The 19,598-nt window shown below is 54.5% G+C and carries 14 protein-coding genes; 5 read left to right on the top strand and 9 right to left on the bottom strand.

Going from position 1 to position 19,598, the window contains the following annotated elements; genetic code table 11:
* Nucleotides 1-8: 8 nt before the first annotated feature.
* From darG to modA, 3 genes are all read left to right on the top strand, one after another.
* Nucleotides 9-1,061 carry a type II toxin-antitoxin system antitoxin DNA ADP-ribosyl glycohydrolase DarG gene (gene darG / locus CENROD_RS10065; protein WP_022775665.1) on the top strand — a complete coding sequence of 351 codons (1,053 nt, stop codon included), beginning with the start codon at nucleotides 9-11 and terminating at the stop codon, nucleotides 1,059-1,061.
* Complete coding sequence (locus CENROD_RS10070) at nucleotides 1,045-4,113, top strand: type III restriction-modification system endonuclease (protein ID WP_022775668.1); 3,069 nt, start codon at nucleotides 1,045-1,047, stop codon at nucleotides 4,111-4,113. Before darG ends, CENROD_RS10070 begins: the two co-directional genes overlap by 17 nt.
* Nucleotides 4,114-4,282: 169 nt before the next feature.
* Nucleotides 4,283-5,068: a molybdate ABC transporter substrate-binding protein gene (modA, locus tag CENROD_RS10075; RefSeq protein ID WP_022775672.1), complete on the top strand. Its 786-nt coding sequence runs from the start codon at nucleotides 4,283-4,285 to the stop codon at nucleotides 5,066-5,068.
* 110 nt (nucleotides 5,069-5,178) lie between these two features.
* Here the strand turns inward: modA and CENROD_RS12665 are convergent, their stop codons facing one another.
* Nucleotides 5,179-8,043 (bottom strand): methyl-accepting chemotaxis protein, encoded by a 2,865-nt coding sequence (locus CENROD_RS12665; RefSeq protein ID WP_187292298.1) that lies wholly within the window; start codon nucleotides 8,041-8,043, stop codon nucleotides 5,179-5,181.
* Nucleotides 8,044-8,434: 391 nt separating this feature from the next.
* Here CENROD_RS12665 and CENROD_RS10085 point away from each other — a divergent pair, with 391 nt between their 5' ends.
* Both CENROD_RS10085 and CENROD_RS10090 read left to right on the top strand, forming a co-directional pair.
* Nucleotides 8,435-12,205, top strand: coding sequence for a UvrD-helicase domain-containing protein (locus CENROD_RS10085; protein WP_022775682.1), 3,771 nt, complete (start codon nucleotides 8,435-8,437; stop codon nucleotides 12,203-12,205).
* Nucleotides 12,206-12,246: 41 nt separating this feature from the next.
* Nucleotides 12,247-13,119: a hypothetical protein gene (locus CENROD_RS10090; RefSeq protein WP_022775685.1), complete on the top strand. Its 873-nt coding sequence runs from the start codon at nucleotides 12,247-12,249 to the stop codon at nucleotides 13,117-13,119.
* Between the two features lie 255 nt (nucleotides 13,120-13,374).
* Here CENROD_RS10090 and CENROD_RS10095 read toward each other — a convergent pair whose 3' ends face one another.
* From CENROD_RS10095 to CENROD_RS10115, 8 genes are all read right to left on the bottom strand, one after another.
* A complete protein-coding gene (locus tag CENROD_RS10095; protein ID WP_022775692.1) occupies nucleotides 13,375-13,566 on the bottom strand; it encodes a hypothetical protein in 192 nt (63 codons plus the stop codon).
* Nucleotides 13,544-14,788: a TRM11 family methyltransferase gene (locus tag CENROD_RS13695; RefSeq protein ID WP_022775696.1), complete on the bottom strand. Its 1,245-nt coding sequence runs from the start codon at nucleotides 14,786-14,788 to the stop codon at nucleotides 13,544-13,546. Before CENROD_RS13695 ends, CENROD_RS10095 begins: the two co-directional genes overlap by 23 nt.
* A complete protein-coding gene (locus CENROD_RS10105) occupies nucleotides 14,788-15,603 on the bottom strand; it encodes a hypothetical protein (protein WP_041193523.1) in 816 nt (271 codons plus the stop codon). Before CENROD_RS10105 ends, CENROD_RS13695 begins: the two co-directional genes overlap by 1 nt.
* Nucleotides 15,604-16,160: 557 nt before the next feature.
* Entirely contained in the window at nucleotides 16,161-16,466 is a 306-nt protein-coding gene (locus CENROD_RS13700) for a hypothetical protein (RefSeq protein ID WP_022775703.1), read from the bottom strand.
* A gap of 187 nt (nucleotides 16,467-16,653) precedes the next feature.
* Nucleotides 16,654-16,941 (bottom strand): DUF7662 domain-containing protein, encoded by a 288-nt coding sequence (locus tag CENROD_RS14595; protein WP_022775710.1) that lies wholly within the window; start codon nucleotides 16,939-16,941, stop codon nucleotides 16,654-16,656.
* Nucleotides 16,942-17,017: 76 nt separating this feature from the next.
* A complete protein-coding gene (locus tag CENROD_RS10110; protein WP_022775712.1) occupies nucleotides 17,018-17,674 on the bottom strand; it encodes a hypothetical protein in 657 nt (218 codons plus the stop codon).
* Between the two features lie 297 nt (nucleotides 17,675-17,971).
* Nucleotides 17,972-18,340 carry a hypothetical protein gene (locus tag CENROD_RS14120; protein ID WP_202961151.1) on the bottom strand — a complete coding sequence of 123 codons (369 nt, stop codon included), beginning with the start codon at nucleotides 18,338-18,340 and terminating at the stop codon, nucleotides 17,972-17,974.
* A 337-nt stretch (nucleotides 18,341-18,677) separates the two neighbouring features.
* Nucleotides 18,678-19,382 (bottom strand): GIY-YIG domain-containing protein, encoded by a 705-nt coding sequence (locus tag CENROD_RS10115; protein ID WP_022775716.1) that lies wholly within the window; start codon nucleotides 19,380-19,382, stop codon nucleotides 18,678-18,680.
* Between the last annotated feature and the right edge of the window lie 216 nt (nucleotides 19,383-19,598).

Below are 19,598 nucleotides of genomic sequence, written 5' to 3' on the forward strand. Positions count from 1 at the left end.
GTATCGCCATGATCGAAATCACGAGCGGTGACATATTGAAAGATGAAGCCGAGGCCCTTGTCAACACAGTGAATTGCGTGGGGGTGATGGGGCGCGGTATTGCATTGCAATTCAAGAATGCCTGGCCTGACAATTTCAAGGCATATACAGCCGCTTGCATTCGCAATGCAGTGCAGCCTGGCTGCATGTTCGTTTTTGAAACGGGGCAACTGACCAACCCTCGCTTCATCGTCAACTTTCCTACCAAGCGCCATTGGCGCGGTAATAGCCGGATGGAAGACATTGAGTCCGGTTTGGCCGCGCTGGTTGCGGAGATTCAGGCCCGTGGCATCCGTTCGATTGCTATTCCACCCCTGGGCAGTGGTTTGGGAGGCTTGAACTGGAACGAAGTGCGTTCGGTGATTGAAAAGCACTTGACCCCGTTGGCAGACTTGTCCGTTCGCATTTATGAACCGAAAGGCGCACCGCAGGCCGACAAAATGCACCACAGCCGCAAAGCGCCCACCATGACACCGGGGCGTGCCGCTTTGGTAAAGCTGGTCAGCCGGTACATCCAGGGGCTGCTGGACCCCACGATCTCCCTGCTGGAAGTACACAAGCTGATGTATTTCATACAAGTGGCCGGTGAGCCATTGCGTCTGCAATACATCAAAGGCCCCTATGGCCCCTATGCTGAAAACTTGCGGCATGTGCTTCGCACCGTGGAAGGACACTTGCTTTCCGGTTACGCCGACGGCGGCGACGCGCCTGACAAGCCCCTGACCTTGGTGCCGGGTGCCGTGGAAGATGCCAACGCCTTTTTGGAGTCGCACCCCGACACACGTGGTCGTTTTGAACGGGTAGATGCACTGGTTGAAGGCTTCGAGACCGCCTTTGGTTTGGAACTGCTGGCAACTGTGCATTGGATTGCCCAACATGATTCGGAAGTGCATACCCATGAAGATGTGGTTGCCAAGACCTACGCCTGGAACGACCACAAGCGTCAGTTCTCTCCGCGACAAATTGGCATTGCACTGCAAGTGCTGGCTGAGAAGGGATGGATTCATGAAACTGCACTTTGAATCCGACCTGCCGTACCAGCTCGAAGCTATTGAATCGGTGTGTGCCTTGTTTCGGGGCCAGGAGGTCTGCCGCTCGGTGTTCACCGTCATAGCCCAAGTCCCCGGTGGCACCCAGCAGAGCTTTGAAGGCAAGCAGTTCACCGAAAGCGGCGGTATTGGCAACGCCTTGCAACTCCTCGTTGACGAAGAGCTGCATGCCAACCTACAGCAGGTGCAGCTTCGCAATGGCCTGCCGCCTTCCGCCCCCTTGAACGCCACGCAGCCACTGGACTTCACGGTGGAAATGGAAACCGGAACCGGCAAAACCTACGTCTACCTGCGAACCGTTTTCGAGTTGTACCAGCGGTACGGCTTCACCAAGTTCGTCGTGGTGGTGCCGTCGGTTGCCATCAAAGAGGGGGTGAACAAGACCCTGCAGATCACCCGTGAGCATTTTGAGGGGCTGTACCCGGGTGCCAAGGGGTATGAGTTTTTCCAGTACGACTCGGACAAGCTTGGCCAAGTGCGCAACTTTGCCACCAGCCCGAACATCCAGATCATGGTCATCACGGTCGGTGCCATCAACAAGTTTGGCGACGAAGCCGCCGCCCAGGCGGAAGAGGCTGACGAGACCAAACGCCGGGAAAAGTCCCAAAACAAGATGTACCGTGCCAGCGAAAAAACGGGTGGTGAGCGCCCGATTGACTTGATTCGCGGTACCCGGCCCATCTTGATCGTGGACGAACCACAGAGTGTGGACGGTGGTATCGACGGAAAAGGCAAGAAAGCATTGGCGCACATGTCGCCGCTTTGCACCCTGCGTTACTCGGCGACGCACGTGGACAAGCACAACATGGTGTATCGGCTGGATGCCGTGGATGCCTACGAACAGCGGCTGGTCAAGCAGATCGAGGTGGCGGCGGCCACGGTGCAAGGGGGCCACAACAAGCCTTTTGTGAAGCTGCTGGCTGTGTACAGCAAGCGTGGCGTGATTACCGCCAACATTGAGGTGGACCGTGAAAACGCAGCCGGTGCGGTGCGTCGGGATGCCATCACGGTGCAAGACGGTTTTGACCTGGAACAGGAGACAGGCCGTCCGCTGTACGCCAACATTCGTGTGGGGGAAATACGCACCGCCAAAGGCAACCAGTTCCTGGAACTGAAAGTGCCTGGTTCCGAGGTGTATTTGCGCGTAGGCGAAGCTTGGGGCGACGTGGATGCCAAAGCCGTGCAGCGCGAAATGATCCGCCGCACGATCAAGGAGCACCTGGACAAGGAAAAACGCCTGCGCCCGTTGGGGGTGAAGGTGCTGAGCCTGTTCTTCATCGACGAAGTGGCGAAGTACCGGCAGTACGACGATCAGGGCAACCCGATCAAAGGGGAATACGCCCTGATGTTCGAGGACGAATACCAACGCTGGGCGCGTCACCCCGACTACCAAAGCCTGTTTGCTGAGGTGGACCTGCGCATGGCCGCCCATGAGGTACACAACGGCTACTTCTCTATCGACAAAAAGAAGATCGGTGGCAAGACGGTGGAGATGGTCAAGGACACCAGCGGTAGCACGGCGGCAGACGATGACACCTACCACCTCATCATGCGCGACAAGGAAAAGCTGCTGAGCTTGGAATCGCCCCTGAAGTTCATCTTCTCGCATTCGGCACTGAAGGAGGGCTGGGACAACCCCAACGTCTTCCAGATTTGCAACTTTTCCACCCGCGAATCGGAGCGGTGGCGGCGGCAGACGATTGGCCGGGGCTTGCGTTTGTGTGTGAACCAGAAGGGGGAGCGGCTGCGCGGCTTTGAAGTCAACACGCTGACGGTGATTGCCACGGAAAGCTATGAGCAGTTTGCTGACAACCTGCAAAAAGACTTGGAAAAGGACACCGGCATTCAGTTTGGCGTGGTGCAAGCACACGAATTTGCTGGCATCGGTGTGGTGCAAAGTGGCGGTGACGTAGTGCCCCTGGGCTTCGATGCGTCCAAGGCCCTTTGGAACCATCTGCAAAAGCAGGGCTACATCAACGACAAGGGCAAAGTGCAAGACACGCTGAAAGCGGCGCTGAAGGATGGAACCTTGGCGCTGCCAGCGGAATTCGAGGCCCAGCGGTTGCAGATCATGGGCGTGCTCAAGAAACTGTCGGGCAAGCTGGAAGTCAAGAATGCCGATGACCGCGAGCACATCGCCGTGCGGAAGTCGGTGTTGCTCAGCCCGGACTTCCAAGCATTGTGGGACCGCATCAAGCACAAAACTACGTACCGGGTGCAGTTTGACAATGCGCAGTTGATCGGGCGCTGCATTCAGGCCCTGAACGATGCACCGCCCGTGTCCAAAACACGGTTGCAGTGGCAGAAGGCGGGCATGACGATTGGCAAGGCCGGGGTGGATGCCTCGCTAGTGGCCGTGTCAGAGCCGATTGCTTTGTACGAGGGCGACATGGAACTGCCCGACGTGCTGACGGAGTTGCAAGACCGCACCCAACTCACCCGCAAGACGATTGCCCACATCCTGACCGAAAGCCACCGGCTGAACGATTTCCAGCGCAACCCCCAGCAGTTCATCGAGTTGGCTGCCGATGCCATCAACCGGTGCAAACGGCTGGCGTTGGTGGATGGAATCAAGTACCAGCGGCTGGGTGACGCGCACTTCTATGCACAGGAACTGTTCGAGACGGAAGAGCTGACCGGCTACCTGAAAAACCTGGTGCAGGACACGCAAAAGTCGGTGTACGAGCACGTGGTGGTTGACTCAACCATCGAACGTGACTTTGCCGAGGCGCTGGAGCGCAACGAAGCGATCAAGGTCTATGCCAAGCTGCCTGGCTGGTTCAAGGTGCCAACGCCCTTGGGCAGCTACAACCCTGACTGGGCCGTGCTGGTGGAGCGTGATGGGCAAGAACGCCTGTACTTTGTGGTGGAAACCAAAAGCAGCTTGTTCGAGGACGATTTGCGTGACCGGGAAGGCGGCAAGATCCAATGTGGCACCGCCCACTTCAAGGCTTTGGCGGTGGGTGACAGCCCGGCGATGTACGGCAAGTTCAAGGATGTGGATGGGCTGGTGGCGCAAAGATGATCAAGATCAATTGCGATAACTTCGTAACTTCTCAAAAAGTTATGGCAATATCATCGCACCTAGCACAGTGCGCCCGGAAAACCAGATTCAGCCAATGCTAAAGTAAAATTGCAGGGGTGGGCCAAGCCTGGTTCCATGCATGTTTGTTCTTTTTATAGAGGTAATTACCATGTTGACAAAATTTTTTGGGTTGTGTGTAGCGGCAATTTTGATACTGACTTCGCCAGTGCGTGCTCAGGACAGCGAGGCCGGGATGCTGCTGTATTGCGGAATTACGATGGTCAAGCCTATGACTGAAATTACCAAGCTGTTTACCAAGCGTGAGGGTGTTCGGATTTTGGTATCGCAAGGTGGCTCTGAAGATTTATATCAATCTGCAAAAAAGAGTGGTCAGGGCGACTGGTATTTGCCTGGTGAACCCTCTTTTCGCGACAAGCACATCAAAGAAGGATTGCTCGACGAGTTTGTCAATGTGGGCTACAACCAGTTGGCTTTGGTGGTGCAAAAGGGAAACCCAAAAAATGTCAAGGCAGACCCCAGAGAAATGCTACGCAAGGATTTGAAGGTGATTTTGGGGAATGCTGAATCAGGCAGCGTGGGGAAAGAATCCCAGGAAGTGCTTGATAGCTTGGGCATTTATGCCGAGGTGGTCAAATCCAGTTCTTTTTTGGCATCGGATTCGCGCAGCTTGATGAATGCCATGAAGAAAGGGGAAGGTGATGTGACCCTATCTTGGCGCGCCAGCGTGTTTTTTGGCGATCTCGCGACCAAGCTAGATGTGGTGGACCTAAGCCCCAAAGTTGCCAAGCCACAGGCTTTGTTGCTGAACTTGCTGAAAAGCAGCAAAAACCCCGAACTTGCCCGCAAGTTCATGCAGCTTGCTGCCAGTGAAGAAGGCCAGGCCATTTTTCGTAAACATGGATTCCTGGACAACAAGACAGCAGTGGCTCGCTGATGGAGTGCAATGCCCCTGTTACTGTGCAAGCCGCGACGCGGCTTCTCCACGCTCCCCTTGCCCAGCGGGATAGGGGCTGGGGGGGCGGGAAACTGCCATGACTTTCCTAGTCAAGGCAGTGAGTAGGGGCTGAAATTCGTGTGTTTGGAGGGGGTAGCCAGCGCGTGCAAGCTGCGCATGGGAAGGGGATGCGGAAGTTTTTTGTTCTGTGTGTGGGCTGGTATGTGGGTTGGGTCGTGGGCATCAAAAAACGCAATGGCGCGTTGCAGTTGAGCGGCCTGATCCGATAACCCGTCAGCCGTGGCTGCCAATTCTTCAGAGGTAGCAGCATTTTGCTGCGTAGTCTTGTTGAGCTGACCCATGGATTCACTAATCCGAACCGCAGACTCGCTTTGCTCTGCGCTGGCTGCCGCAATCTCTTGCACCAGTTGGCTGGTTTTGCGGATGGATGGGACGATTTCATCAAGCAGTTTGCCTGCGCGTTCTGCTGTAGAAACGCTATTGGCAGCCAATTCACCAATTTCGCGTGCAGCATCCTGGCTGCGTTCGGCCAGTTTGCGAACTTCAGTGGCCACCACGGCAAAGCCGCGCCCATGTTCTCCAGCGCGTGCGGCTTCAATGGCAGCGTTGAGTGCGAGCAGGTTGGTTTGGTAGGCAATATCATCCACGATGCCAATTTTTGTGGCAATTTGTTTCATGGCCTGCACAGTTTGCGTCACTGCTACGCCACCGTCACCAGCTTCGCGTGCGGCCTTGGTGGCTTCGCTGTCCGTAACGCAGGCACTGTCGGTGTTTTGCGTGATGGACGCACTGATCTGCTCAATCAAGGAGCTGGTTTGCTCCACATTGGATGCCTGTTCACTGGCTGCATGGGACAAGGATTGCGCAGTGGCGCTGACTTGGTTAGCCGCATTGCTTAGCGCGTCTGCGGCGACATGCACTTCACCAATAACACGCCCCAACTGTTCGGCGGTTTGATTGCCGGCATCCTTGAGTTTGCCAAACAGCCCCTGGTAGTCGCGTTCAAGACGGAAGTGGAGGTCGCCACGGGCAAAGGCTTCAAGCATGGTGGCCACGTCGCTCAAACCCACTTCACTGGTTTGCATTAGCTCATTCATGCTGCTGGCGAGGGTGGCATAAATGCCCGTCTTTCCTTCCAGGCCAATGCGCTGCGAAAAATTGCCTTCTGCCGAGGCTTGGACGGCAGCAGCGAGTTCGCTCTCCACAGCTACATCCTGGGTGCGGTCGTACCATTCCACCACAGTGCCAATACGTTGCCTGCATTCATCCAGAATCGGGCTGACGGCCAGTGCAAAGTACAGTGGACCAATTTGAATCTGGGTTCGGTGGGTACCTTGCAGGTTCTCCAGCAACGTGTGTTGGTGCTCCAGGTTTTTGTGAAATAGGTCAATGCTTTGACCAATCAGTTTGTTCGAATCAAACTGCGGAAAGATTTTTTGCAATGTGGTTTCGTTGCGCTGCATCATGTTTTTCATGGCATCGTTCATGAACAAAATAACGTGATGGGCATCGGCAATCATGACGTTGGTACTGGCCTTGTTCAGCGCATTGACCACGCGAAGATTGGCAATCGCAGCCCCAGCGGCGGCCTGTAGTTTTTCACGCGCAGCGTTTGCCACTTCAGTGATACGGTGTTTCTGGCCCGGCAGCATGGGCATTGCACAAGAGAAATTGCCCTCTGCGTATTGTTGAATCAGATCAACCAATTGAAATGTGACCTTGTTCTGCGCACCGGTCAAGTCGTTGATGGCCTGAGCCATGGCAGCGTATTCACCGGGCAACTCTGCCACCGGTATGATGTGTTCCACGATACCGGCATCCTGCCGCTTGGCCATTTCAAGCTGCTCAGACTGAAAGCGCGACAGTACTGTATGCATGTCGCTGAGAGACTGCAAGACTTGATCGGTCTCGTCTTCGCTACTGTCTGGCGCTGTGGGTGCATGACGCAGGTCGCCTCGGGCAATATCCTGTAGATGTCGGCGCACAAGATGCAGCCCGCTGTGGGTGACCAGGAAAAAGCTGTAAAAAAGGTAGGCGGACAGTAGCAAGCTCAGACCCAATGCCACAGTGGACCACAGCAACGCTCGCTCAATACGCTGCAAACGCTTTTGTAGCAAAGAATCAATAGTTCCAAGAGTGCGGTCAACCAGACCATATAACTCTTCTAGTCGTGCATTGGCATCCTGGTAGTACATCGTGGCATCAAGGACATCTTTTTCCAAAATCACATTGTCATGGGTGGTATTGATGAATTCTTTAAGACTTTTGAGAGTAGCTTCGGAGTTCACCGCTGCTTGAAGTGATGCATCGTAGTCATACGCTTCTGCAAAAGCTGAAGCAATTCGGTCTGAGCCAACTTTGAGTCTTGCCAGACGGTCTGCCAGCAACAAAAGGCGACTTTCTTCGCGTAGCGAGATGAGTTCTGTGGCCAACCGACGGGTTTGTGAGGTAGCAATGATCAATTCCACGGCTTCCAGAACCCCGGCTCGCGCCAGGTGAAACGAGGCCACTTCGGGATCTAGGATGAGGTTGGAACTGTTGCCAACAAAACTGGCCAGTTTTAGTGCGGCAACCACGGCAGGCGCAGAACCTGAAGTTTCTGTTTGATTTTGGGTATCCAATTGAGTCTGCACGCCTTGTTGCAAGGATTGAAAAAACTTACCAGTGTTCAGTCTGGCCCCAAGAGTTGCATCGACCAGGGTCATGACTTCCATGCTGGATTTCAGTTTGGCAGACGCTTCCTCCATCGTGCTTTTGTCAATCTTTATACCCGCTTGAACCCGATCCAGGATGGCGCGCAGGTCCTGGGCTGCACGGATAACCGGCATCAAGGTACGCAGATAGCTCACCCCTTGGGTTTCACTGACCGTGAAATTGCGCTCTGCAATGGAGACGCTGAAAAACAAAAATGCCAGTAAGCCGATGGGTAGCAAAAAGCAGGCAGTGATCAGCAAGGCCTTTTTGGCGAAATTCATTCGCGCCATCAACCGTATACCGATCGACCAAATACTACTGGAAGTGGGAGTGTCTTCTTGCGTCGTGGGTAAAGATGCAGGGGTGTGTATTGGTTTCATCATGGACTCTCCGTCAGGCAAATGTCATCAGACTTGGAGGGAAGGTCTGCAAAACTCTACAATTCAGTGATTGGAGGGTTGTAACCTGTTGATTTTTTTGAGGTTAAAAAAATCAAAAATGACTATTGCAGACATTCCTTGACAACAAACCCATTTTGTACCACATGAAAGATTACGACATGGCATGTCAGATTAGAGATGTGTTGAACCTAGATTCCTCAGTGGGCCACGACCAAGCCCCCACGATAGCCGAAGGCGAGCGCGTGCAAGCATGAAACCCACTCCCCAGGATTGGCTGGCCGAAGACACAGCCCACCGTGCGCGGGCCATCGACCCCACCGGCTCTTTTCTTGTCGAAGCCCCTGCCGGAGCGGGCAAGACCGAGCTGTTGACGCAACGGTTCCTGGCCCTGCTGGCGCGGGTCGAAGAACCCGAAGAAGTCGTCGCGCTGACCTTCACCCGCAAGGCGGCCGGGGAGATGCGCAACCGGGTCGTGCAAAGCCTGCGGATGGCGCAGCAGGGCGAGCGCCCCAGCCAGCCCCACAAACAAACGACCTTCGACCTCTCGACCGCTGTGCTGCGCCGCGACGCAGAACGCCACTGGGGCCTGATGGAACATGGTGGGCGGCTGCAAATCACGACGCTGGACGCGCTCTGCGGGCAACTGGTGCGGCAAATGCCGTTGCTTTCCGAACTCGGCAGCCAGCCCGGCATTGCCGAAGACCCCGACCTGCTCTACGAACAAGCCGTGCAGGACACGCTGGAGGAATTGGAGTCGGACACCCCCCTGGCCCATGCCCTGGATCGCATCCTGGATCGGCACGACAACCAAAAAGACAAGCTATCCGCCTTACTCATCGCGATGCTGCAACGCCGCGACCAATGGATGCACCACGCCTTGGTTGAGCAGGATAGGGAAGCATCGCTGGCCGTTTTCAGGGCGCTGATCGAGCAGGATTTGCGGGACATCCACAAGGCCATGCCCAACGGCTGGTTCGACAGTCTGCAAGCGCTGATGCCGGCGGTGGCCGGGCATTTGTTAGCCACGCAGGCCGCCCCCGCGCAGACAGGGCACCAACCCCCCTCTCCCACCGGGAGAGGGGCAGGGGGTGAGTGCGCAACCGCCGAACCCTACCAATATCTGCTCTGGAAAAACCTGGCAGCGTGGCACAAACCATTGCAACCGACGTTGGACGACTGGCCCATCTGGCGCGCCCTGGCCGACTTATTGCTCACGGTAAAAAACGAACTGCGCAAGCAGATTCCCGCAGCATGGGGCTTGAACAAAGAGGATAGACAAGCACTGCAACAAACATTGGCGCAAGGCAGGGCGTGCGAATGCGATGCACACCTTGCCCGCATTCGCACACTACCCCACCCCGCGTACACCGACGACGACCGCCAATGCATCGAAGACGTGACGCTGATCCTGCGTGAGGCGGCGGCGCGGCTGTGGTTGGTCTTTCAGGCGCGTTCCGAGGTCGATTTCATCGAGATGGCGGGCAAGGCCCTGGTAGCACTGGGGGGGGAGGACGCGCCGAGCGACTTGCAACTGCGGCTGGACTACCGCATCAGCCACCTGCTGGTCGATGAATTCCAAGACACCGGGCCGACCCAGGTGCAATTGCTGCAAAAGCTCACCGCCGGATGGCAGCCGTGCGATGGGCGCACGCTGTTTCTGGTGGGGGACCCGATGCAGTCGATCTACCGCTTCCGCAAGGCCGATGTTGGGCTGTTTCTGCGTGTGCGGGAGCTTGGGTTGGGGTCGATCCGACCCACGGTGCTGCGGCTGTACCGCAACAACCGTTCGCACGACGAAGTGGTGGACTGGGTGAACCACACTTTCCCCAAGGTCATGCCACCCAGTAGCGATGCCTTTCGCGGCGCGGTGGCTTTTGAACCTGCCGTGGCGACCATCGGGCCTAGCCCGCAGGCGCAGGTGGTGATCCACCCGATCATTGAAACGGGTGCTGCGGGCCTTGGCGTTGACGATGCTGCTGGCGCGGAGGAAGCCGACGCTGCGGACGGCGCTGTCGATGCATTCCCGCCTGCCCTGAGCGAACGCGAAGCGAACACCGTGGTCGGGCTGATCCGCGCTGCACGGCAGGCCGACCCCGAGGTCACGGTGGCCGTGCTGGTGCGCGCACGCTCCCATCTTCTCGCTGTGGCTCAGGCTTTGCGCAACGACAACCTGCCGTACCAGGCGGTGGAAATCGACACCCTCCAAAACGTCCAGGTTGTGCAAGACTTGCTGAGCTTGACACGTGCGCTGCTGCACCCTGGGGATCGGGTGCATTGGCTTGCCGTGCTGCGCGCCCCGTGGTGCGGGCTGACGCTGGCCGATTTGCACGCCCTGGCGGGGGGGGAACCCTATCGCACAGTCTGGCAATGCATGCAAGACGACGGCGCGGCTGTGGGTACGGAGGGACATGCAGAGCTACAGGCCAGCGTAATCCACCGCTTGTCCCCGGACGGAAGGCAGCGCTTGCACCACGTCCGCACCGTGGTGGGGGAAGCCTTGCAACACCGGGGCCACCAACGTCTGCGCCGGTGGGTGGAAGGAGTTTGGCGCGGCCTGAACGGCCCGGCCTGCCTGACGACTCCCGCAGAATTTGCCTATGCCCGTGCGTATTTCGATCTGCTCGACCGGCTCGATCAAGAAGGCGCAATCGACCTGCCAGTGCTGCAAACTGCCGTAGCGGAGCTATACACCCCCCCAGACCCCGCAGCGCCCACCACCTTGCAGTTGATGACGATCCACAAAGCCAAGGGGCTGGAATTTGATTGCGTGATCGTCCCCGGCATTCACCACGGCGCCAAGCTCAATGAACGCGCGCTGGTAGCCTGGGAGGAATGGCAGGGCGAGGGCGCGGAACCAAACCTTGCCGTGGCGGCGATGGAGCGGGCCGACGAAGCACCGGACAAGAACGCCCCGCCTTCGCTGCACCAATACCTGTGCAAGCTGGAAACCGACCGCACGGAACAGGAAACACGCCGTCTGCTGTACGTCGCCGCCACCCGTGCGCGGCGGGCGCTGCACTGGGTGGGCGTGGCGAAAGTCAAGCAAGATGGAAACTTGGCCGCGCCGCGTGCAGGCAGTTTTCTGAAGCTGCTATGGCCGGTGGCAGAGGCGCGGTTTGATGAAAGATTGGCGCAAGCGAAGGAACAAGTGGGGCAGGCCGAGCAGTGCGAGGGCAACGCCCATGCAGCGGGGGCGGCTGTGCCTGCACGGTTTGCTCTGCCGTGCGATGCCACATTCGTCCCCACGCTGATACGGCTGCGGAACCCCGTCCCCCCGCCGACGTGGGAGCGCCCCGGCGCCCAGCACGCTGGCGACTTTGGCATTGACAGCGATATCTACCGGGATACCTACAGCGAATGCACTCCCGCCGAGATCAACCCCAAGATCAACCCCGTTAGCGACCGGAATATCGGCGGGAATATCAACGGTGATAGCGATCCCGAACCAACGAGCACCGCGCCCTCCGGCCAGTCGGCAGACCCCTTGCCCGCCGACATCGGCACGCTGGTACACCGCTACCTCGAAGCCATGGCACGCGATGGCCTGCAAGGCTGGACGGGAGCACGCCTGCAACGCCTGGAACCCGCGATGCGCCGGTGGTTGCTGGCACGCGGACACCCCCAAGCCCAGGCCGACGATGCAGCCCGCCAAACCCTGGCCCACCTGCGCACCACGCTGCAAAGCGAAATGGGCCGATGGATCTTGCAGCGCCACGAAGAAGACGCCTGCGAACTGCCGATTTCCACGCTCGCAGGCCCGGATGACACGGCGCAACGAGGCTATGACGCGCATGTGGTGGACCGCACCTTCGTCGACAACGGCGTGCGCTGGATCGTGGACTACAAAACCACCCGTGCGATGGGTGAGGGGGGTGCCACCCAACCCGAAGCCACCCTACCCCCCGAAGCCCTGGAGCAATACCGGGAACAACTGCTGCGTTACCGGAGCTTGTTCGATGCGGAACAGCCCGTGCGGATGGGGGTGTTTTGGACGACGGTGGGGAGATGGGTGGAGGTGTGAGGGGGTGACGGCAAAATGCAGTTGTAGAGACGGAGCATCCTATGGAAAGAATTCTTGAATCGCAGACCATCGAAGGCGAAATTGGCCTAGTCATCGAATACAAGCCCGGCAAGAGCGAAGCCATCCAGGTATTGGCAGGGGCTATGCAATTGATCGATGCGATGGACAAACTAGACCACTGCTTGCTATCCAGCATCGACAGCAGTTTGGAGCCAGTTTCGATCCTCAACGACGTTGCGCATTCCAGCCTGAAAATCATACTTGCCAGGGCTTTGCGCGGCGTGCCGGACGAGCATCTTTCCTCGCTGGAATGGAAAAAATGGCTGGGGAGCCTGTTGGTTCACGGCAAGCATCTCTTGCTGCAAAAGCTGGATGCAGACGCGCCAGAGATCAGCAGAACGTTAGACCAACTTGAACCGCAGTACCGTGACGCACCCGTTGGCCTGGTTGGATACCAACCGCCACGGGTTTCAGAGGTCCAGACGGCTTTGGATGGCGTTCGACAAGCCAGGGTGGCATTGCCACAAGTCGGCGTAACCGTGCAGACGGAGCTTGGCGACATCGTGATGGAAGAACAAGCGCAGGAATCGCCTGTAGCCGACCCTACCCCACATAGCGTTCGCACCAACACGGGGGTGGAGTTTTTCAAAATCAAATCCACAGACATGCTTGGGCAGTCCCAATGGCAGGTGATGCGAAACGGCAAAACCATCAAGGTAAGCATGTTGCATCGAACATGGCTGGAGCAATATCAGAAGCGCCAGCATCAGATTCTTCCCGGCGACAGTCTGGAATGCAGGTACGAAGAAACCGTTACCTATGACACCGATCAGAACGAAATGGAGCGGTCACTCGCCATTGTGGAAGTGCTCAGAATCCTGTCCCCTCCAGCCCAAACATCGCTCCCGATGTAGCAAATCGACCGATACCACGGAGCCATGCGCTTTCCTTTGTCGCTCGTTCCCACGCTCCAGCGTGGGAATGCAACTTGCACTGCTGTCGGTACAGCCTGGGCATCGCGGCAAGGTGGTTGTGTACTCTTCCCATCGCTAGGACTTTGGCAGCCCCGTACCAGAACATGGCATGACTCCACCGCCCTTAGCCCCTTGCGTTGCACGATGCCCAAGCTGCACCGCTGGAGCGTGGGAACGAGTGGAATAACTGCTGCGTTACCGGAGCTTGTTCGATGCGGAACAACCCGTGCGGATGGGGGTGTTCTGGACGACGGTCGGGAGATGGGTGGAGGTGTGAGGGATCAATGCATGCAGGGCTTGGGGATGTTTCTGCGCAATCTGTAGCAAGGATCGGGCGGCGCCGGCCTTGTTCCCCAATGGGCCATTATTGCCATCGTGCAACAACATCAAATTCCACCAATTCCTTTTTTGAGTTGCGCTTGCGGATTGGGCGACATTCCACTCCACTGAATCCTAGTGCTGTCAGCATTTCGGCATACAGCAGTTCCGTTGAAACAAGCGTTCCGTAGAAGGTTGAATTACCGACTATGTAGTGCAACTCTGCTCCACGGCAGAGCACAGGAATTAAGCGCCGGAAATGAGTCCAAATATCATCAAAATACTTGGCAACATAATTGGCGAGCACGGCACCATTCTTGTTATCCGAGTGTGAAATTTGATCTAGCACTTGGGAAAGATAGGTGCTCCTGAAACAATCTGTGGAACGTTTCCAATCTGTCAAACGGCTTGTAGCGATCCCCCAAGTGCCGCCTATGGCTGTCCAGTCCAACTCCCCGGCATCTCTGCCGTTGATCAAGAACCCGATCCAGTACATGTACGGGCGAAGTTCTCGAATATAAGACATTCGGTTAGCGTAAGGTGGGGAGGTGACAACAAGATCAAACAAACCTTCCACCACTGCTGCTGGGTTTCTTGCATCACCAAAAACTACATAACCCTCGCCTACAGGGTTTTCGCTGGCACCGCTCAACACAAAACGTACATCCTCGGAATAGACATATTCCATGTCTACATCAAAACCAATGTCGAATTGGCAGTCATCTTTGAATGACATGGATTGATGATTGAATGCGGCATTGGATAACTGAATCAATGACCGGCAAAAAGCAATCAGTAGCAGTGTACGTTCCGCAGAGTTTTCCTTTGTCACTGCTGGAATGGCTGCACGAAGAAGCCGCAGAAAATCGAGTGCTCTGGGACTCCACCACCGTTCTATATTGTGGATGGGTGGGGCAGGTGCAGGTTCAATGTTTTGGCACCGGACCAAGGCTAGCGCGGACGCAAAGGCATCCCGCGTTGCGCAAATTTGCTTAGGAGAGTAATGCGCGGTTTTTGCCCGAGCGAACCATACGAGAAACGGATTGATATCCGTAGTTACACCCACATGTCCATGGTATGCAGAACTCAATACGGTTGTCCCGGTGCCGCAAAAAGGATCAAAAATACGCTTTGCTTTGCCGTGTCCAGTAATCAGTTCTTCAACGACCTTCAGGGAGTAAGCAGGAGTCAGGCGTAGCCAACCGTGCCGCCCTGTCTGTGCATTGAATTTGTAAGTGTAATCTGACCGCTGGCGTAATGGCGTACGCTCTAGCTCTAGTACCGCAGACATCATTGAGTCCCCGGCGCTAGCAATGCTTGCAGTACGGCATCTATCTCTGATCGAAGCGTCTTGCTATTTCTTTGAAAAAATGCGGCGAGATCGTAACCGACTACATCGCGCATAAAGTCGTAGGTTGAGATCAGTGGGTTGTTGGCGCCTTCGATGCCAGTAACGACCGCCCACTTTTCTGCACGGTAGCGGAACAAGATTTGACTGTCGATTTGCGCCGATAGGATAACCGCACATGGGAAATAAGCCTTGGTGTATGCGGTGGCTGCGTTTGCAATGTCAGCGTTCTGCCGCTTCGAGTCTTTGCTTTTGTATCCCTGTCGAACTTCGAATATGGTACCGGTCAAGGTTGAGAATACATTCTTGTCAACGCCGATCGATTCTGCTGAATCTTTCATCCATGCGTGGAAGCGAGCACGCTTTGCTCTGTCGCCAATTTTGTCGAACGGTACACGTCCATCAAGATGCAACGTCCGCGCTTTCCCATTCGGTAGCGGAATGGTATAAGACCACGTGACATCGGTTTCCGACAATCCGAGAGCATCTTTGATAGCGGTTCGGAAAAGTTTTTCGCATCCAATACCAATTTGCCGATATACACTGGTCATTCCACCTGCCGCTTTGTGGGCTGCATACATCATCGGGTTGTCTAGGCCAAACCAGCTATAGAACGGGTCACTTTGATAAAGTTTTTGAAATTGAGCCAATGTCAATCCGTCACCTTTTGTACCTTGACCAAATTTTGGCTTGTACTTGGAACACGCCCTGATCGGTTCTAGAACAAGATTAAGGTACGCCGCATCGTTTTGATTCAATTCAAATACTCCGGAGCGTTGTTATTTTATTAAAAATGGGATTATGCGCGATTGGGACGGGTAACGTTCGACCTTTGGTTACAGCCCGTCGATTCGTTGCACCTGCTGGGAATAGTTGGATGCGTACGAACCTTGCTTGTGTATTGGCTTGCATAACAGAATAGAGCCATTTCAACATCGGCGCAAGTCCACATGCCGTCTTTCCTAAGTTATTTAAGCTTTTTTGGATGCGGACATTCGGCTTTGAGTTTGTTTGAAATGTACCTAAAAATATTTATCCAACGAGCATAGTCGCTGGGCCAATTTTGTTGGGCGGCAGAAATATACCAGCCTGTTGGCCTGCCCTTGTATGTACCGAGAGTCGCTTGGAGTTCTAGCCAATCGAGTTGGTGCGTATCGGGATCTCCTCGTCCGAATACTCTGACTATTCGAGTGTCTATAGCTCCGTATTCTTCAGGGAGAGCCAATCTTAAGACCTTGCTTTGATAGGTCGGCCCAAAGCCATGAATCAGTTGCAGCGTATCAAGAGGTCTTTGTGGCTGATTCTTCAATAACGACTATGAACCTCCGCAGGGGGAAATCAGCGTATTATTTGGTAAAACTACCGCATTACCTGATATTTGTTTTTGGTTTCTCAGCCCTCCCCATTGAGCAACATCTTTTGCATCGTTTAGTGTAATTCCTGTACTTTTCTCGCTATTCTGTAGCTGACGTTCAAGTCTTACAATATCCGGGAATCCATTTTGATGAGTGTCGTTCCCCCACGAGTACGACTTGTAGAGTGACGGCATGTTGTCGCTCTGGATAAACGCATCCAATTTGTTGCATAGTTCTTGTGATAACCCTTGCGATTCGAATGGCATAAATCGAACTCCTATATGGCACCCAACTTCCAGTTTATACCGCAGCCGGTTTTCCTGAAGATCTTAACGACAAAAATAACGGGTAACAGAATAGCTGGTAAAGCGAATTGCTTAAAACATTCTGCAAAAGTCTTCGGTTTTTTGGACTCAGAAAAGTCAATGAGTTACAACAAATGCACCGCTGAAATCATGGGTTTTGCAGACTATCCTTAGTGCGACGAATAAATCTAACTGACGCATTAGCACCATTTTGATTTACCATGTCGACCCTAAAGCCAGCGGATAGCCAAGCATGGGCTTGAGGCCGGTTTCTTGTATCTCTTTGGTTGCCCCACCAAGCCTGATGGGCCATTGCAGAAGCTGGTAGCTTTGCACCTATGATACGCTCGACATCTGTGAACGAAAGAGTAATTTCGTTCTTTTTGTCTGAGACTGCACGAAGGTAAAGCTCAAGTGGTTCATATTTTCCAGGCATGTCGTAGTTATTATTGTGCGCTAATGGTTGAGCTCAGGCTGCGGTCCGCCAGTGCCGTCGCGTCTGCATCAAATTGTTATAGATCATCACTCTCGGCCCAGCAAAATATTGCCATTTCAATATCTGCGGCACGCCATTTGCTGTCACCCGATCCAAGTGGTAAATTGCACTTAGGGCGCGTGATTATTTCTTTATCCAATTTCTGCTTTAGATGATCTAGGTACTCGGTAAATGCAACGTATCCGGTCACCATGCTCTGGTCATATGCGTCGTATATTTTCGGTAGTACTTCTGGTAGCCTTTCGCTAAAGGCCTTACGGATTCTACGGTCCAAGGCACCGTAGCGTTCCGGATCAAGGAAACGAAGCATTTTTGATGCGTAGGTAAGTCCCATTCCAGGAAATTTGAGTGCTGCTTCGATAGCTTTCTCGGGAGATGAGAGGTTGGACACTGTATCCAGCACCAACTGCTGGATGTTGTGCTGTTCTATTCCGTCCTCGAATTTCTGCAATGTCCCGTTTTGGCTACCACCCCACTGGATCATTTCTTTCAGCAAGTAGATCGATGCGGTCTTCCCCTTCTCGCAGTTTTTTCTCAACCAATTAAATCTCCTTTCAAGAGAGGCAATCCATTCGAATTGGTCATATTTGTCAGCAGGATAGCCGTACAGCGCATGCTTGGCATCCCAGCTATATTTACGGAAGTACTGTGGAAAATTGTTCAAGTCTGGCATGATGCCTCCATGAGCTATAACGTCCAGTATACACCGCAAGCAGTGTAAACACAGATTGACTGTTATTTGTATAACAATCGATTTTTCTGTAAATTCAGTGTATACGCACTCATTATTTTTACATCGAGATGACAATCGAAGTCCCTGATCCACACACTCCATCGTCGCACAAACTGCTGGATCAGCCCTGGTGCAATACTGGTTTCCCACCGCATGAATGCCCCTGGCTGGAGAAGGCGCATGTTGCCAAGGTGGATTTATCGATTACCCCACTGAGTTGCTGATCTCTCGCTGCCGTCACAGCGGTAAATGTAGACGGCCAGCAATCAGATCCATGGCGCATTGGTAATGCCAATTGGTTCTTGTTCTCGTCTCGTATCGACATAACATGCAACCATCGACCTGTGGTGGTTTCCCAGAGTTATAGCAAACGATACGTGTACCCCTGTAGCCTGCCGTCAGCCGTAAAAAGAACTGCTGATAACTGGCCCCCCCAAGGAAGACCAGCGGTTCATCTGAATCGGGCAATTGATTAAAGTCCTGATACTTCTTATCTTGATTACCACGACGTATATATGGATCAGCGTTGGCAGAAAAAGTAATGTCGTAGTCGGGAGTCAGATAGTTTGCAGAAATCAATCCCCATCCTGCGGAGAGGATGAACACTCTGTCAGCTCCATACTCTGTAACCAGATCTCGGTATGCATGGTGCCAATACAATTTGTAGGCTGGTAGTAGATGGAGTGGATTGTTCACATGCCCCTGGTTGTACTCTTCCAGTCTGGCACGCCACGTTCTTCCATCGTCCGACTGATCGTCTGGCCTGGCATAGTACTGTCCATCTTGGGGCGCAAGTTCTGGGTGGGCAACGAATACCACCTCTCGCCCATCCTTGCAGTGCAAAGATCCAGCGTCAGGGTCTTTGTTACCTGCACACTGGATTACTACTTTGAAGCTTTTTGCTGGAATCGGTATTGCTGGGGGTGGTGTCATCATGTGCTCCTTACATTTGTTCGACAGCATTATGCATAACTTCCAAAAATCTAGGATCGTAGCCATCCTGGACATGGTTTGAGTTCCACAACCCCGACAGACGCACCGTCTCCCTGTCGCAATCCTTCCCAAGCCAGTTTTCCGACGGTGGATCGATCGCATCCTTATGGAAATTGCTCAGCATCGCAATTGCGTTGCGTTCGATACAGCCCCGGAGACTTTGCGGCCCAGGAGCATCTTCGACAGCCAGCCATAGGAAAGGCATGGCACCGATGGCTTGACTGACTTCCCGTTCCAAGGGGCGTTCTGACTCCCGTATTTCGGATGGTGCATTGTTCCCCATCCCCCAGTGTGGATAGTCTTGATAACCGTTGCGTTGTATGAGCGATTGACCAACAAGCAAACGAAAAATTGACCCCCGATGATTCCCGCCGAGAGGATGGACCGTACCACGGTGCTGCATCAATCGATTCCACAAAGTTGTTCTCGAATTGGGATTCAAAGCATGCGTTCCCACCCGCACGATGCGATCGCCATCACCACTATGACTGCGGTATTCTCCAGGTTCAAAGAAAAAGTAGACACCCCGTTGTGGCCAATGCATGCGTCCGTTGCAATTCGCAAGAACCCGCCTACCACCCACTTTCTGTTGAAGTTCCTCCAAGATGTGATAGAAGTCACGCATATTTTGCAATCGCTGTTCATGAGGTGCCATTTTTGAAAATCCTTCATTCGTCAAACAAAAAACTGAGCTTTTTGCAAGGCCCCGCGATACGTGGCTGACTTTCCGCCCCTGTGGCAAGCGCGGGGCACCACAAACAAAGGGGCCGTCCAGGCCCCTTTGTTCGCCAACCCGATGCCTTGTATCGTACTGCCAAAGTGCATCGCCAAATTTCTATGGGTTGGGGAATGGGTTGGGGCGTTGGTAACA

This window comes from Candidatus Symbiobacter mobilis CR (genome assembly GCF_000477435.1).
Lineage (GTDB): Bacteria > Pseudomonadota > Gammaproteobacteria > Burkholderiales > Burkholderiaceae_C > Rhodoferax > Rhodoferax mobilis.